11 protein-coding genes and 1 pseudogene are annotated in these 14771 nt (G+C 65.2%); 7 read left to right on the top strand and 5 right to left on the bottom strand.

Annotation, left to right across the window (positions count from 1 at the left end; translation table 11 throughout):
- Positions 1-5 precede the first annotated feature (5 nt).
- Complete coding sequence (locus AC13D8_RS16060) at positions 6-1718, bottom strand: ATP-binding protein (protein ID WP_482969665.1); 1713 nt, start codon at positions 1716-1718, stop codon at positions 6-8.
- Positions 1718-2419 carry a response regulator transcription factor gene (locus tag AC13D8_RS16055; RefSeq protein WP_104019903.1) on the bottom strand — a complete coding sequence of 234 codons (702 nt, stop codon included), beginning with the start codon at positions 2417-2419 and terminating at the stop codon, positions 1718-1720. The genes AC13D8_RS16060 and AC13D8_RS16055 overlap by 1 nt, the downstream gene beginning before the upstream one ends.
- A gap of 369 nt (positions 2420-2788) precedes the next feature.
- On the opposite strand from AC13D8_RS16055, the gene AC13D8_RS16050 reads away from it, so the two are divergent.
- Complete coding sequence (locus AC13D8_RS16050; RefSeq protein ID WP_482969664.1) at positions 2789-4387, top strand: phosphoenolpyruvate carboxykinase; 1599 nt, start codon at positions 2789-2791, stop codon at positions 4385-4387.
- Between the two features lie 917 nt (positions 4388-5304).
- On the opposite strand, the pseudogene AC13D8_RS16045 reads toward AC13D8_RS16050, so the two are convergent.
- Positions 5305-5391 (bottom strand): annotated as a pseudogene (locus AC13D8_RS16045) (IS5/IS1182 family transposase); the annotation flags it as partial.
- A 505-nt stretch (positions 5392-5896) separates the two neighbouring features.
- Entirely contained in the window at positions 5897-6670 is a 774-nt protein-coding gene (locus AC13D8_RS16040) for a TSUP family transporter (RefSeq protein WP_482969663.1), read from the bottom strand.
- Between the two features lie 144 nt (positions 6671-6814).
- On the opposite strand from AC13D8_RS16040, the gene AC13D8_RS16035 reads away from it, so the two are divergent.
- The 3 genes from AC13D8_RS16035 to pdeM all read left to right on the top strand — a co-directional run bounded on the left by AC13D8_RS16035 (position 6815) and on the right by pdeM (position 10630).
- Positions 6815-8503 (top strand): acyl-CoA dehydrogenase family protein, encoded by a 1689-nt coding sequence (locus AC13D8_RS16035; RefSeq protein ID WP_482969662.1) that lies wholly within the window; start codon positions 6815-6817, stop codon positions 8501-8503.
- Positions 8504-8679: 176 nt separating this feature from the next.
- On the top strand, positions 8680-9858 hold the full coding sequence (locus AC13D8_RS16030) for an MFS transporter (protein WP_482969661.1): 1179 nt from the start codon (positions 8680-8682) through the stop codon (positions 9856-9858).
- A 67-nt stretch (positions 9859-9925) separates the two neighbouring features.
- Positions 9926-10630 carry a ligase-associated DNA damage response endonuclease PdeM gene (pdeM, locus tag AC13D8_RS16025; RefSeq protein ID WP_482969660.1) on the top strand — a complete coding sequence of 235 codons (705 nt, stop codon included), beginning with the start codon at positions 9926-9928 and terminating at the stop codon, positions 10628-10630.
- On the opposite strand, the gene AC13D8_RS16020 is transcribed toward pdeM, so the two are convergent.
- Positions 10575-11486 carry a LysR substrate-binding domain-containing protein gene (locus tag AC13D8_RS16020; protein ID WP_482969659.1) on the bottom strand — a complete coding sequence of 304 codons (912 nt, stop codon included), beginning with the start codon at positions 11484-11486 and terminating at the stop codon, positions 10575-10577. The two genes, pdeM and AC13D8_RS16020, sit on opposite strands and share 56 nt — an antisense overlap.
- Before the next feature lie 188 nt (positions 11487-11674).
- Here AC13D8_RS16020 and ugpB point away from each other — a divergent pair, with 188 nt between their 5' ends.
- Genes ugpB through ugpE form a run of 3 tightly spaced genes read left to right on the top strand, consistent with a single transcriptional unit; the run spans position 11675 to position 14769 of the window.
- Positions 11675-12988, top strand: a complete 1314-nt coding sequence (ugpB, locus tag AC13D8_RS16015) for a sn-glycerol-3-phosphate ABC transporter substrate-binding protein UgpB (RefSeq protein ID WP_482969658.1) — start codon at positions 11675-11677, stop codon at positions 12986-12988.
- Between the two features lie 42 nt (positions 12989-13030).
- Positions 13031-13912, top strand: a complete 882-nt coding sequence (gene ugpA / locus AC13D8_RS16010; RefSeq protein WP_129432968.1) for a sn-glycerol-3-phosphate ABC transporter permease UgpA — start codon at positions 13031-13033, stop codon at positions 13910-13912.
- A gap of 20 nt (positions 13913-13932) precedes the next feature.
- A complete protein-coding gene (ugpE, locus tag AC13D8_RS16005) occupies positions 13933-14769 on the top strand; it encodes a sn-glycerol-3-phosphate ABC transporter permease UgpE (RefSeq protein WP_482969687.1) in 837 nt (278 codons plus the stop codon).
- The last annotated feature ends 2 nt before the right edge of the window (positions 14770-14771 follow it).

The raw sequence follows: 14771 nt of genomic DNA, 5'->3' as shown, positions 1-14771 counted from the left end.
CCCGCTCAGACCGGCAGGCCGACGACGAACCGCGCGCCCAGCGGCTCGGATGTCGCATCGGCATGGGTGGGGCGGATGTTCTCGGCCCAGATCACGCCGTCATGCGCCTCCACGATCTGCTTCGAAATCGCCAGCCCCAGCCCCGAATTGTTGCCGAACTCGCCCTCGGGCCGCTGCGAATAGAAGCGCTGGAAAATCTTGTCCAGCGACTCCTCGGGGATGCCCGGGCCGGTATCCTCGACCACGATCAGGACGCGGTTGGCGCGGCGGCGTGCCCAGACGCGGATCGCGTCGCCCTCCTCGCAAAAGCTGATGGCGTTGGTGATGAGGTTGACAAACACCTGTGCCAGCCGCGCCTCCAGCCCGGTGACGACGACCGGCCTGCCCGGGAAATCGGTGATGAACTCGACCCCCTTCTTGCCTGCCTCCTCGCTGAGGTACTGCGCGAGGTTCTGCAAGAGCGCCACCAGGTCGAACCCTTCCTGCGTCTCCTTGACCAGCTCGGAATCGAGACGCGAGGCGTTGGAGATATCGCTCACCAGGCGGTCGAGCCGGCGCACGTCATGCTCGATCACTTCGAGCAGGCGCTCGCGCTGATCCTCGCGGCGCGCGATGCGCATGGTGCCCACCGCCGAGCGCAGGCTCGCCAGCGGGTTCTTGATCTCGTGGGCCACGTCGGCGGCGAATTGTTCGTTGCTCTCGATCCGGCTGTAGAGTGCACCGACCATGCCGCGCAGCGCGCCCGACAGCCGCCCGATCTCGTCGGGCCGCGCCGTCAGGTCGGGGATGCGGATGCGCCCGCCGCCGCTGCGCCCGCGATTGCGCTCGCTCCCGATTTCGGCCGCGGCGGCGAGATCGGCGAGCGGGTTGGAGATGGTCGAGGCCAGAACAAGGCTCAGGCCGATGGAAATGAGCGTGGCGATCAGGAACATCTGCAACACGCGTTCGCGTTCGGCCGCCGAAATGCGGGCGACGTCGCCGGAGCTGTCGACCAGCACCACCGCGCCCACCGGTGTGGAACCGCGCATCACCGGCGCGGCGGCGCGCAATATCGTATCACCGCCGACATCGATGGCGCGCACCTGCGCGCCCTCCGAGACCGCGGCATCGACCAGGTCACGCAACGCCGCGATCGCGTCCTGCGCCTCTTCCCCCGTGCCCTGCGTCGAAAAAGGCGCCGAGATGACGCCCCATATCCGTTCCAGGAAATCGGTCAGCGGCGTGGGCGGCATGTCCCCCGTGATTCCCGAGCGCGTGGGCGTTCCCGCCTGCTGCCCGAGCAAGAGCCCGGTCCTGTCAAAGAGATAGGCCTCGGTGCCCGGGCGCAGCGCGAGCCGCTCCAGCGTATCCTCGACATCTATGCCGTCGCCGGTGGCGAGGTTGACCGGTGCGGTCTGCGGCAACCGGGCGGCGACCACATCGGCGGTGAGCGCGGCGCGGTCGCGCAGGCTCTCGACGTGCTGGCGCACCAGCGTGTCCTGCGTGCTGTTGAGGTAGAGGATGCCGATGACCAGAACGTTGAGCGCGATCAGGTTGAAGGTGACGATCTTGCGCGTGAGCGCCGAGCGCCGCAGCGACAGCCAGCCGCGCCGCGCCCGCCGCTCGGTCAGCTCTGCTTCCTCCACGCGGTCGGGGGCGACGAAATCGTCCCCCAGGACGAGATCGCCATCCTTGCGCGCTCGCGGATCGCCCACGTCTATCCCCTCGGCCAGGGCCATCATTCCTCGTTGTAACGATACCCGATCCCGTAGAGCGTTTCGATGGCCGAGAATTCGGGATCGACCATCCGCAGTTTCTTGCGCAGGCGCTTGATGTGGCTGTCGATGGTGCGATCGTCCACATAGACCTGGTCGTCATAGGCCACATCCATCAGCTGATCGCGGCTCTTGACGAAGCCGGGACGCTGCGCGAGCGCCTGCAACAGCAGGAACTCGGTCACCGTGAGCGACACGTCCTGCCCCTTCCACGTCACCGCGTGGCGCAGCGGATCCATGCGCAGGTCGCCGCGCTCGATCACCTTGTTTTCCTCGCCCTCGACCAGCGCGCCGCCGGCCACCACCTCCTGCCGCCGCAAGAGCGCGCGGATGCGCTCGACCAGCAGACGCTGGGAAAACGGTTTCTTCACGTAATCATCCGCGCCCATGCGCAGGCCGAGAACCTCGTCGATCTCGTCATCCTTGGAGGTCAGGAAAATGACCGGCATCCGCGACTTCTGACGCAGCCGCTGCAACAGGTCCATCCCGTCCATGCGCGGCATCTTGATGTCGAGCACGGCCATGTCGGGCAGTTTCTTGCTGAAGGCGTCGAAGGCCTGTTGGCCATCGTTGTAGGTTTCGACCTCGAAGCCCTCGGCCTCGAGCGTCATGGCCACCGATGTCAGGATATTCCTGTCATCGTCCACAAGGGCGATCCTGGACATTGCTATTATTCCTCATACTGCTCTGAGTTTCTGAATTTTTTTCTCATTATGCGCCTTTTGCGCTCTGCGGATCAATCCAAAACTGCGAATCAGTCGCCTCGACCGCGCTCATTGGGCCGGAATTTCCTTGAGAATGGCTAAATGGACTCACCTTGCCCGCCCGCATCGCATGGTGTTTCCGCTAACGGGCGGGTGATTGCGCTAACTTGGCGCTGGTTGCGCTAACTGCCGCAAACCCGCCTGTTATTTCACGAAAGCGTCGTGTTAAGACGCGCGCAGCCGGGCACGCCGCCCGACCGACGCCGCATCTCGGCGCCCCACTTGATCTGCCGCGGGCAGACGCATTTGGTGAACAGGAGCGAAGCAGACATGACACTCGGACGGGTGAACCCGAATTTCCGGCTGGAGGATCAGGGCATCACGGGGCTGGGCACGGTCCACTACAACCTCATCGAGCCCGCACTGATCGAAGCGGCACTGAAAAACGGCGAAGGCACGCTCGGCCGCGGCGGCGCGTTCCTCGTCTCGACCGGCAAGTTCACCGGCCGCTCGCCCAAGGACAAGTTCGTCGTCCGCTCCGCCACCACCGAAGACACGATCTGGTGGGACAACAACGGCGCGATGGAGCCGGCAAAATTCGACGCGCTCTACGACGACATGCTCGCCTGGCTCGCCGGGCGCGACGTCTATGTCGAGGATCTCGTCGGCGGCGCCGACCCCGCGCTCGCCATCAACGTACGCATGGTGACCGAGCTTGCCTGGCACAGCCTGTTCAACCGCACCATGCTGCGCCGCCCCGAGCGCGACGCACTCGACAGCTTCGTCGCCGATTTCACGCTCATCAACTGCCCCGGCTTCAAGGCCGATCCGGCCCGTCACGGCTGCCGCACCGACACCGTGATCGCGATGAATTTCGACCGCAAGCTGATCCTCGTGGGCGGCACCGAATACGCCGGCGAGAACAAGAAATCCATCTTCACCCTGCTCAACTACCTGCTGCCGGAAAAGGGCGTCATGCCGATGCACTGCTCGGCCAACCACGCGCCCGACAACCCCGTCGATGCCGCCGTGTTCTTCGGCCTGTCAGGCACCGGCAAGACCACGCTCTCGGCCGATCCCGCGCGCACCCTCATCGGCGATGACGAGCATGGCTGGTCAGAGCGCGGCACCTTCAACTTCGAGGGCGGCTGCTATGCCAAGACCATCAACCTCGACCCCGATGCAGAGCCCGAGATCTACGCCACCACCTCGAAATTCGGCACCGTGGTCGAAAACATGGTGTTCGATCCCGAAACGCTGGAACTTGATTTCGCCGATGACAGCCTCACCGCCAACATGCGCTGCGCCTACCCGCTGCACTACATCTCCAACGCGTCCGAGACGGCGCTTGGCGGGCACCCCAAGAACGTCATCATGCTCACCTGCGATGCCTTCGGCGTGCTGCCGCCCATCGCGCGGCTGACGCCCGCGCAGGCGATGTATCACTTCCTGTCCGGCTTCACCGCCAAGGTCGCAGGGACCGAGCGCGGCGTGACAGAGCCGCAGCCGACCTTCTCCACCTGCTTCGGCGCGCCCTTCATGCCGCGCCGCCCCGAGGTCTACGGCAACCTGCTGCGCGAAAAGATCGGCAAGCACGGCGCCACCTGCTGGCTGGTCAACACCGGCTGGACCGGGGGCGCCTACGGCACCGGCTCGCGCATGCCGATCAAGGCCACCCGCGCGCTGCTCACCGCCGCCCTCGACGGCTCGCTGGGCGAGGTGGAGTTCCGCAAGGACGAGAGCTTCGGCTTCGAGGTTCCGGTCGAGGTGCCCGGCGTCGCCGAGGTCCTGCTCGACCCGCGCCGCACCTGGGACGATTCCGACGCCTACGACCGCCAGGCGGCCAAGCTGGTGCAGATGTTCGCCGACAACTTCGCCCAGTATGTGCCCTTCATCGACGACGACGTGAAGGCGGCGGCGATCGGGTGAGGGTGGGGGCGGGAGACCGCCCCCTCTGAACCTGCGTCCCACGTTACTCAAACGCGGGCGGCAGGTCTTCTGTAGCAAGAGGTAGGGTAGGCAGTCTTGCCCACCATGGCGGGGCAGGTCGGATTGGTGGGCAGGACTGCCCACCCTACGCTTGCTGCGGCCATCCTCAAGCGCGTCGGAGATGAAGTCGAGCGACCATCGCTGGTTCGGCTCCTGCGGGATCGAGGCGCGAGCGGACCTTGATGATGCGCACATCCATGACCTGCTCCACATTTAGGCCTCGAACCCGGTTTCGTCCGGCATGCCCATTCGGGTGGTGGACCCTTTTGCTGGGGCACAGTCGGATACAGGCCACCATGCGCTCCGCACATCTAGCCGATAATCCTGTATGGCGGGGGCCGAGGAAAACGCGGATCGCCTGAGCGGGTTTGTTGATGGTGGTGCGGCCGCCCCCAAGCTTAAGCTTATACGGCAGGCCCATTATTGATTAGGCTGACCGGAGAGACATGAGCCCAGTTCAAATACAATTTGTAGCCTTAGTTCCGCCCCGAAGAGCCACCGCCGCCACCAGCCGTTGTCTGTGTCCGATTGTAGTTGTCGTCGCCCGGCAAGCAATTGCCTGCCGCTCCCGCAGTGCTACCTTCAGGGCAACCACCGCCGCCAACTTCATTGCCGTATTTGTCGAGGACCGGTTCCGGTGTGATATACGTTGGCTCAGGCTCAGGTTGACTGCATGCCGCCACGAGCAGCCCTACGGCTGTAATACAGAAGATCCTTGAAAAGTTCATCGCAAACCCCCAGCACTTGATCGGTGTGTTCCTTACTTGGTACCATACACTCCCATAGTGCCGCTCTTTTCCTCCCCGATCAAGCTTTTCGGCTCATCTGGGCCATTGCTCGGGAGTTAGGGTCAGGACTCATAACCAATAGATGACGGCTGCTGCGAGCGCGATTGCAGAGAGGAAGACCTTCGGGCACCTGTCGTATCGGGTTGCGACGCGCCGCGAATAGGCCCTGAGCCTAGGACCAACAAGTACATGAAGAACTCTTACATCGAAGGGCATTTTTGAGTTCGCCGCCGTCATTCGCTGCGTTTGGCCTAAAAGTCTGCTTTCGAGAAACTGCCCCAACTTTGCAAACTCCGCTTCCTGCGCGTTGCTTACGTTCGTTGGAGGCGCAGCAAAAGTCCGCAATGCGTCTAACCCAACCGCAACGCCGAGCGTGTCAAGCATCCCGACGACCAACCGCAAAGAGGCCCCCCCTTCGCACCCGCAGCATCCTCACCAAAAATGACCGGCACGTCCGGCCGCCCCCCCCTCCTCCGACCGGTGCGTTCAGTCAAAGTTTACCCATGACCCATACCGCCCATCCCCCGGGCCTCTCCTGTCAAACGGACGGCACGGGGACAGGGTGCCCCGAAGGCCCCGCACCCCGCCCCAACGGGCACCGTCACGGTGCCCCTCCCGAACCGTGCGGTTCGTGCGCTGAACCGTGCGGTTCGCGCCCGCGTCAGAGCATCATCACCCCCCGCCGGATCAGGTTCAGCCCCGCCAGTAGCAGCACCCAGAGCGTCACCTTGCGAAAGGTTTCCTGGTCAAACCGGTCCTGCAAGCAGAAGCCCAGCCCGATCCCCAAGAGCGCCGGCGGCACCAGTGCCAGCGACAGCGGAACCGTCTCCGCCCGCAGCACGCCCGAGCCCACATGAGAGGCCAGCAGCAGCACCGCGCCGAGGCCATAGATCACCCCCTGCACGCGCATCTGCTCGGTCTTCTCGGTGCCGCGCGCGGTCAGCATCGCCACGGTGGGCGGCCCCCAAATACCTGATAATCCACCGAAAAGACCGGCAAGCGCGCCCATCCCCGCCTCGCCCCGCGCGCCGCCCTCGGGGACCATGCGCAGCCCCCGGCCCAGCAGCGTCGACAGAGCGTAGGCGGTGATCAGCGGCCCGATGAACAGGAACATCGCGGCGGGCGGCAAGAGCGGCACGAGTTGCGCCGCCACCACCATCACCGCGCCCCCCGCCAGCAAAAACACCCGGAACCGCGCCACCGACGCCAGCGCCGCCCCCACCCCCTGCCGCAACGCCTGCCACAAATTCGTCGCCAACGTCGGCAAGATCAACCCCGCCAACGCCAGGTCCGGCGCCATCATCGTGCTCAGCCCCGCGATCAGAACCGTCGGCATGGCGAATCCCACCACCCCCTTGACCAGCCCCGCGCAGACCGCCACGCCAAGGGCGAGGCTCCAGCCCCAGAGTGGGCCGATATCGAAAAACGCTTCCATACCCGAGTGTTAGCACAGGATTTGCGCCACGACACAAGAAATCAACACGCAACTTTAGAACAAAAACCTGCGACAATTGGCATAATAGTTGCGCTGCACCTGCATCATGGATAAAAGGCCCCGGAACAGGAAAGGATACGTTTCATGGCACATGACGGACAGGATATTGCAATGTCGGAGCCGATCCTCCTGAGCGACCTCACAGCGCTCACCCAAGCCGCACTCGCGCCCGCCGAAACCCTTCTGTCGCAAGCGCGCGAGGCTGTTCGCGCGCGGGTCACCGTGGATGGCCGCATCTCGGGCGCGGCGATGGACGCAGCACAAGGTGCGACCCACGGGCTCGCGTGGCTGGCCACCTATGTCGAATCGCTGCGCCAGATGCAGGGCTGGGCCACGCGGCTCGACGAGCAGGGACAGTTCGGAGAGGTCGAGCAACTGATCCTTCAGATCGCGTTCGGCGAGTATCTCGCCCAGATCGCCGGCGGCATCGCGATGAACCAGGGCGAGATCGCGCGCCCCGCCGAGATGGGGCTCGATGAGGCTGCGCTCGACGCATTTCGCACGCCGGAGGTGCAGACGCTGATCGCGCGCGGCAACACGCAGTCCGCGCGGCTGGCGCTCGTCGCCCTTATGCAGGAGCGCGCCGCCGAGGCCACCGTGGGCCGCACCGGGCTCGATGACGAGCTCGAGATGATCCGCGAACAGTTCCGCCGTTTCGCGGTGGAAAAGGTCGAGCCCTATGCCCATGAGTGGCACCTCAAGGACGAGCTCATCCCGATGGAGATCATCGAGGAACTGGCCGAGATGGGCGTCTTCGGCCTGACCATCCCCGAGGAATACGGCGGGCTCGGCCTCAGCAAGGCGTCAATGGTCGTGGTCTCGGAAGAGCTGAGCCGCGGTTATATCGGTGTGGGCAGCCTCGGTACCCGCTCCGAGATCGCCGCCGAGCTTATCCTGTGCGGCGGCACCGAGGAGCAGAAGAAAAAGTGGTTGCCCAAGCTCGCCAGCGGCGAGACCCTGCCGACGGCGGTATTCACCGAGCCCAATACCGGCTCGGACCTGGGCAGCCTGCGTACCCGCGCCGTGCGTGACGGGAACGGCGACTGGAAGGTCACCGGCAACAAGACCTGGATCACCCACGCCGCGCGCACCCACCTGATGACGCTACTGGCGCGCACGGTGCCCGACACCACCGATCACCGGGGCCTGTCGATGTTCCTCGCCGAAAAGGAGCCGGGCACCGACGCGTCCCCCTTCCCCACCCCCGGCATGACCGGCGGCGAGATCGCGGTGCTGGGCTATCGCGGCATGAAGGAATACGAGCTTGCGTTCGACAATTTCCATGTCAAGGGCGAGAACCTGCTGGGCGGCGAGGAAGGCAAGGGTTTCAAGCAGCTCATGGAGACCTTCGAGGCCGCCCGCATCCAGACCGCGGCGCGCGCCATCGGCGTGGCGCAATCGGCGCTCGACGTGTCGATGCGCTACGCGCAGGACCGCAAACAGTTCGGTAGGTCCCTGATCGAATTCCCCCGCGTCGCCAGCAAGCTCGCGATGATGGCGGTCGAGATCATGGTGGCGCGGCAACTGACCTATTTCTCGGCCTGGGAAAAGGACAATGGCCGCCGCTGCGACCTCGAGGCCGGGATGGCCAAGCTCCTGGGCGCCCGCGTGGCCTGGGCCGCGGCCGATAACGGGCTGCAGATCCACGGCGGCAACGGCTTTGCGCTGGAATACACGATCAGCCGCATCCTGTGCGACGCGCGCATCCTCAACATCTTCGAGGGTGCCGCGGAAATCCAGGCGCAGGTGGTGGCCCGCCGGTTGCTCGGCTGAATACCCGCCACGTCGCATCCGCCCGGCGGAGCGGTACCGCCGCCGGGCATATATGATCCTGTCGCAACGGGGTTTTGCGCGGCGCGGGACAGGCGGGCGTGTGTCAACACGTTGAAAAACCTCTGGTTAACGACGACCTTTGGCCAAAGGCCGCATTACCCCGGCAAAGGCGTGCAATGGCACCGTTCTGGAAACTCTCCGTCGCAGGCTTCGCCGCGACCGCGATCACCTATGGCCCCGCACGGATGGGGTTCGGGCTGTTCCTGTCCGAATTCCGTGCCGATTTCGCACTCTCCACGGGGATGGCGGGGCTGATTTCCAGCCTCGGATTCCTCGGCATGCTGCTGGGCCTGCTCGCGTCTTACGCGACTCTCGCGCGTGTCGGGCCGCGCGCGCCGGTGCTGCTGGGCCTCGGCCTCGCCACCGCCGGCACCGGGCTGGTGGCAGGGGCCCCGAGCCTGCCGGTCCTGATCCTCGGCATCGTTCTGGCGATGACGAGCGCGGGCTTCGCATGGTCCCCGTTCAACAGCATCGTCAACCGCCGCCTGCCCGATGACGCGCGGCCCTCGGCCCTCGCGGTCATCAGCACGGGCACCAGTCTCGGCATCGCCGCCGCAGGGGCCACCGCACTCGCCACGAACCTGACCGGCCTGCCGTGGCAGGCCGCCTGGGCCACCTTTGCCATCGCCGGTGCGATCGCGGGGCTGGGCAATATCGCGGCCCTGCGCGCGCCCGCCGACCCGCTCGGGGCAAGCAGGCCACGCCAGCCCTGGGGCACGCTGCTGCACCGAAAAGCCATGCCGCTCTACGCCATCGCCTTCTCCTTCGGCACGACCACGGCGATCTATTTCTCCTTCGCAGCCGACCGGATCGAGCAATCCGGCGGCCTGCCGCTGCTTCCGTCCGGCACATCGCCCGCGATCCTGTTCCTGTGCTTCGGGTCGGTCGGCCTGATCGGGCTGGCGACCGGGCGGATCAAGGGAGCCATCGGCCTGTCGGCCCTGCTGCGGAGCCTTCTGATGGCCTCGGCGCTGTCGTTCGGCCTCATGGCCCTGGTGCCGACGTCCTGGGCGGGCGTCGTGCTGTCCGCGGGCTTGCAGGGCGCATACGTGATGATGATGAGCGGCGTCCTGGCCTTCTGGTCGGAGCGGCTGTTTCCGCAGATGCCGGCCCGTAGCTTCACCGCCGCGCTGATCGCCGTCGCCGGGGGGAGCGTGCTCGGACCGGCAACGGCGGGGGCGATGGCCGACAGCGTCGGCACGTCCGCGATGTTCCTGGCCGCCGCCATGCTGTCGGTCACCACTATGCCGGTGATCCATCCGCATTTCGTTCAGGAGCGCCCCTCCCCCGCGTGACGGCCCGCATCGGCGGGCCGCAGCCGGCGCTCTTGCCAATCGCTGCGCTAGCGGCCAACAAAGGGGCATGGACGGCCATGCCTTCACCCTCGCGGGCGCAACCCTGATCGCGCTGCCCTCGGGCGCGCTCTACTGGGAGGCGCGCAATCTGCTTTGCGTCTCCGACCTGCACCTGGGCAAGACGCTGCGCCGGGCGCGGGCAGGCGAGCCGCCGCTGCCGCCCTACGAGACGCGCGATACCCTGACCCGGCTCGAATCCGACCTGCGTCGCACCGGGGCGGGCACGGTCATCTGCCTTGGCGACAGCTTCGACGACACCCAGGCCGCGGATGCCCTGCCCGAGGCGGAAAAGCTGTGGGTCACACGCCTGCAGGCCGGCCGCCGCTGGGTCTGGATCGAGGGCAATCACGATCCCGGCCCGGTCGATCTCGGCGGCGCGCATTTGGCCGAATTACCCAATCCCCCCCTCACCTTTCGCCACATCGCCCGACGCGGCCAAGCGGGCGAGGTATCGGGCCATTACCACCCCAAGATGCGGCTGAGCTTGCGCGGTCAATCGATCAGCCGCCCGGCTTTTCTCATCGACGGTGACCGGGTGATCCTGCCCGCCTACGGCACCTGTAACGGTGGGCTGTCCTGCGACGACCCGGCGCTCACCGGGCTGATGCGCACCGAGGCGCTCGCGGTGCTCACCGGCCCCGTGACCCACGTGCTGCCTATGCGTCGGGACGCGCCTCGAACGGGCGAAGGCTCTCGCGAAAGGCGTCCATGAATTCCAGCGTCAGGAGCGACGGCGCCCCGTGCACCGGCCGGACCAGCGCGAGCCGGTGCGGCACCTCCGGCACGAAAGGGCGGTGGACGAGGCCGCGCGCGGCATAGCCCTCGGCGTCGAGCGCGCTTACCACCGAAACACCCGCACCGCGCAGCACCAGCTCGCAGGCGGCAGTGAACTGGCGTATTTCCAGGATCGGCGTCATCGTCACCCCCGCCCCGAGAAACGCCTCCTCCAGCGCGCGAAAGAACGCGCTGTCGCGCCGGGTGTGGATCATCCGCTCCCCTGAGAGGTCGGCGGGGCCGATCTCTTCGCGTTCGGCCAGTGGGTGACCGGGCGGCAGGATGCAGACGGTGCGCACCGGCACGATCTCGGCCTCGACCGCCGGGTGCCCTTCGAATCCGTCGGTGATGCCGCAATGGAACTGTTCGCCGACGATCCATTCGAGAATGCGCTCGGGGCGGTCAGGCTCCACCGTCAGCGTGACGCCGGGCCGGTCGGCGATGAACCGCGCCAGCACATCGGGCAGGTGCGAGGTCGAAAACCCCGGCAGGCAGGCAAGTCGAAGGTGTCCGGCCTTGCGGTCGTTAAGGCTGCGGCTCAGTTCGCCGATCCGGTCGAGCGTTTCCAGCACGCGGTGGATATCGGGCAGCAGGAACCGCGCCTCCTGTGTCGGCACCAGCCGCCCGTCGCGCCGCTCCACGAGCGCCAACCCCGTCTCCGCCGCGAGATCGGCCAGCAGCCGGCTCACGGCGGGCTGCGATATGCCGAGTACCTCGGCCGCGCGGGTCATCGAGCCGGTGACGGCGACACGTTCGAGCGCTTCGAGTTGACGCAGGCGCAGGCGGGCGGACATGGGCAGCTCCGGCGGTGAAATGGCGTGAGGGTAGGATCGCAGCGGGCTTGTAACAATAATATGATATTATATTAAAGCGTATAATTGCACGGTTGTATTATGTCAATTTCCGTGTAGCGTAGAGCTTGCGTGATCGCCGCGGTCGACAGGGGATGTTTGGCCGCGCTCGTCTTATGGGAGAGGATACCATGCAGAAAACGGCATTTGGCGCGCTTCTGGCCGCCACCACCGCGCTGTCGCCGCTTGCCGCGACGGCCCAGACCGAAATCCAGTTCTGGCACGCCTTTACCGGGCGGCTGGGTGAGCTTGTGGCCGAACAGGTCGAGACCTTCAACGAGAGCCAGGGCGAATACAGCGTCAACGCCACGCACAAGGGCAATTACTCCGAGACGCTCAATGCCGGGATCGCCGCCTTCCGCGCGGGCGAGCAGCCGCATATCTTGATGGTGTTCGAGGTGGGAACAGCCACGATGATGGGGGCCGAGGGCGCGATCAAGCCGGTCTACGAGGTGATGGACGAGGCAGGCGCGGACTTCGACCCCGACGCCTACATCGGCTCGGTCAAGGGCTATTACACCACCACCGACGGGCAGATGCTGTCGCTGCCGTTCAACTCGTCCACCCCGGTCCTGTGGGTCAACCGCGATGCGCTGCAGGGTGCGGGCATCGACCCCGATACCGACCTGAGCACTTGGCAGAATGTAGACGCGGTTCTGGATCAACTGGCCGAGGCGGGGCATTCCTGCCCCCTCACCACCGCATGGCAGAGCTGGATTCACCTGGAGAACCTCTCGGCCTACCACGATGTGCCATTCGCAACGAAGGATAACGGCTTTGCCGGGCTCGACACCGAGCTTGCCTTCAACAGCCCGGTGCAGGTGCAGCATATCGCGCAGATGGGCGAATGGGCCGATGAGGGCAAGTTCATCTATGCCGGTCGCCGCAACGAGGGCGGGGCCAATTTCCGCGCCGGCGAATGCGCGCTCTTCACCGAAAGCTCGGCAGGTTATGCGGGCATCAAATCCGAGGCACAGTTCGACTTCGACGTGCGCCCGCTGCCCTATTGGGACGGCGTCGAAAGCGCGCCGCAGAACACCATCATCGGCGGGGCCTCGCTCTGGGTGATGGAAGGGCATGAGCCCGCCGAGTACAAGGCCGCCGCGGCATTTCTCAACTTCCTGTCGTCGCCCGAAATCCAGGCCAAATGGCACCAAGACACGGGCTATCTGCCGATCACCACGGCGGCGGGCGAGCTGACCCGCGAACAGGGCTTCTACCAGGAGAACCCCGGCACCGACGTGGCAGTGAAGCAAATGACCGCAAAGGCCCCCACGGCCAATTCCAAGGGCCTGCGACTCGGCTCCTTTGACCAAATCCGCGGCATTATCGACGAAGAACTCGAGGCCGTCTGGTCAGGCGACAAGGACGCGCGGGCGGCGCTGGACTCCGCGGTCGAGCGCGGCAACCAGCTCCTGCGCCGTTTCGAGCGCGCCAGCAACTAAAGATCGCGGGGGCCGGGCAACCGGCCCCCCGGGCCGCCAAGCATGGAAAAACGTGTCACCTTCAAGGGCTGGCTTCTGCCGCTCTGCCTGATCGCGCCGCAAGTGTTCATCTCTGCGGTGTTCTTCTTCTATCCCGCCGGACAGGCGGTGTGGCAATCGCTGTTCATCCCCGACCCGTTCGGCCTCTCGTCGCAATTCGTCGGCCTGGAGAATTTTGAATACCTGCTGGGCGACCCCTATTACCGCGCCTCCTTTGTCACGACCGCGATCTTCTCGACGCTGGTGACGCTCGCGGCGATGATCCCGGCGCTGTTTCTGGCGGTCATGGCCGACCGGCTGGTGAAATCGGCGAGCGTCTACCGCACACTGCTGATCTGGCCCTATGCCGTGGCCCCGGCGGTCGCAGGGGTGCTTTGGCTCTTCATGTTCAACACGCGCGTGGGTGTCATAGCATGGTATCTGGGGCAGCTGGGCTATGACTGGAATCATGTGCTCAATGAGGGCGAGGCAATGGGGCTCGTCGTCGTCGCCTCGGCCTGGGGGCGCATCAGCTACAATTTCCTGTTCTTCTTCGCAGCCCTGCAAGCGGTGCCCCGTTCGATCATCGAGGCCGCCGCCATCGACGGCGCGCGGTTCTGGCGGCGGTTCTTCACTATCGTGTTGCCACTGCTGTCGCCCACCACCTTCTTCCTGCTGGTAGTGAATATCGTCTATGCCTTCTTCGAGACTTTCGGAGTCATACACACGATCACCTCGGGTGGCCCGCAACAGGCCACGACGATCCTTGTCTACAAGGTTTTTTCCGACGGGTTCGTGGGGCAGGACCTGGGATCAAGCGCCGCACAATCGGTGATCCTGCTTATTGTGGTGGGGCTGCTCACGGTGCTGCAATTCAAATACATCGAAAAGCGGGTGCATTACTGATGGCGACCGAGATCACGGGCATGGTGGAAAAGCGCGGCATGGGCCTCTGGCTCACGCATGTGGCCATGATCGCCGGCGTCCTCGTGATCTTCTTCCCGATCTGGCTGGCCTTCGTCGCCTCCACCGTCAGCCAACCCGAGATCGTGCAGCCACCGATGCCTGTCTGGCCCGGCGACAAGTTCCTTGAGAACTACACGGCCGCGCTCTTTTCCGGTGTAAATGTGCCGGTTGCGGTGATGCTGGGCAATTCGCTGATCATGGCGGTGGGGATCGCCGTGGGCAAGATCATCATCTCGCTTCTGTCGGCATTTGCCATCGTCTATTTCCGTTTTCCGGGGCGCAACTTCTTCTTCTGGCTCATCTTCATCACGCTGATGCTGCCCGTCGAGGTGCGGATCGTACCCACCTACGAGGTGATCGCGGGGTTCGGCATGCTCAACAGTTATTCGGGCCTGATCTTTCCCCTCATCGCCTCGGCCACCGCGACGTTCCTTTTCCGGCAGTTCTTTCTCACCGTGCCGGACGAATTGGCCGAGGCCGCCCGCGTGGACGGCGCGCGCCCGATGCGGTTCTTCTGGGATATCCTCCTGCCGATGAGCCGCACCAATATCGCAGCACTCTTCGTGATCCTCTTCATCTATGGCTGGAACCAGTATCTCTGGCCGCTGCTAATCACCACCGATCCGTCGATGAACACCATCGTCATGGGCATCAAGCAGATGTTCCCGTCAGGTGACGACGTGGCCGACTGGCCGGTGATCATGGCCACCTCGATCCTCGCGATGGTCCCGCCGGTGGTGGTGGTTATCTCGATGCAGAAACTCTTTATCCGCGGCCTCGTGGACAGCGAGAAATAGGC

The organism is Roseovarius sp. B-10, assembly GCF_056859295.1.
This window is presented reverse-complemented; position numbering and strand designations above follow the sequence as displayed.

Coding starts and splice junctions, on each gene's coding strand:
- AC13D8_RS16060 (WP_482969665.1), bottom strand. CDS start 1,718: ATGGCCCTGGCCGAGGGGATAGACGTGGGCGATCCGCGAGCGCGCAAG.
- ugpB (WP_482969658.1), top strand. CDS start 11,675: ATGCAGAAAACGGCATTTGGCGCGCTTCTGGCCGCCACCACCGCGCTG.
- AC13D8_RS16035 (WP_482969662.1), top strand. CDS start 6,815: ATGGCACATGACGGACAGGATATTGCAATGTCGGAGCCGATCCTCCTG.
- AC13D8_RS16055 (WP_104019903.1), bottom strand. CDS start 2,419: ATGTCCAGGATCGCCCTTGTGGACGATGACAGGAATATCCTGACATCG.
- pdeM (WP_482969660.1), top strand. CDS start 9,926: ATGGACGGCCATGCCTTCACCCTCGCGGGCGCAACCCTGATCGCGCTG.
- AC13D8_RS16020 (WP_482969659.1), bottom strand. CDS start 11,486: ATGTCCGCCCGCCTGCGCCTGCGTCAACTCGAAGCGCTCGAACGTGTC.
- AC13D8_RS16050 (WP_482969664.1), top strand. CDS start 2,789: ATGACACTCGGACGGGTGAACCCGAATTTCCGGCTGGAGGATCAGGGC.
- AC13D8_RS16040 (WP_482969663.1), bottom strand. CDS start 6,670: ATGGAAGCGTTTTTCGATATCGGCCCACTCTGGGGCTGGAGCCTCGCC.
- ugpE (WP_482969687.1), top strand. CDS start 13,933: ATGGTGGAAAAGCGCGGCATGGGCCTCTGGCTCACGCATGTGGCCATG.
- AC13D8_RS16030 (WP_482969661.1), top strand. CDS start 8,680: ATGGCACCGTTCTGGAAACTCTCCGTCGCAGGCTTCGCCGCGACCGCG.
- ugpA (WP_129432968.1), top strand. CDS start 13,031: ATGGAAAAACGTGTCACCTTCAAGGGCTGGCTTCTGCCGCTCTGCCTG.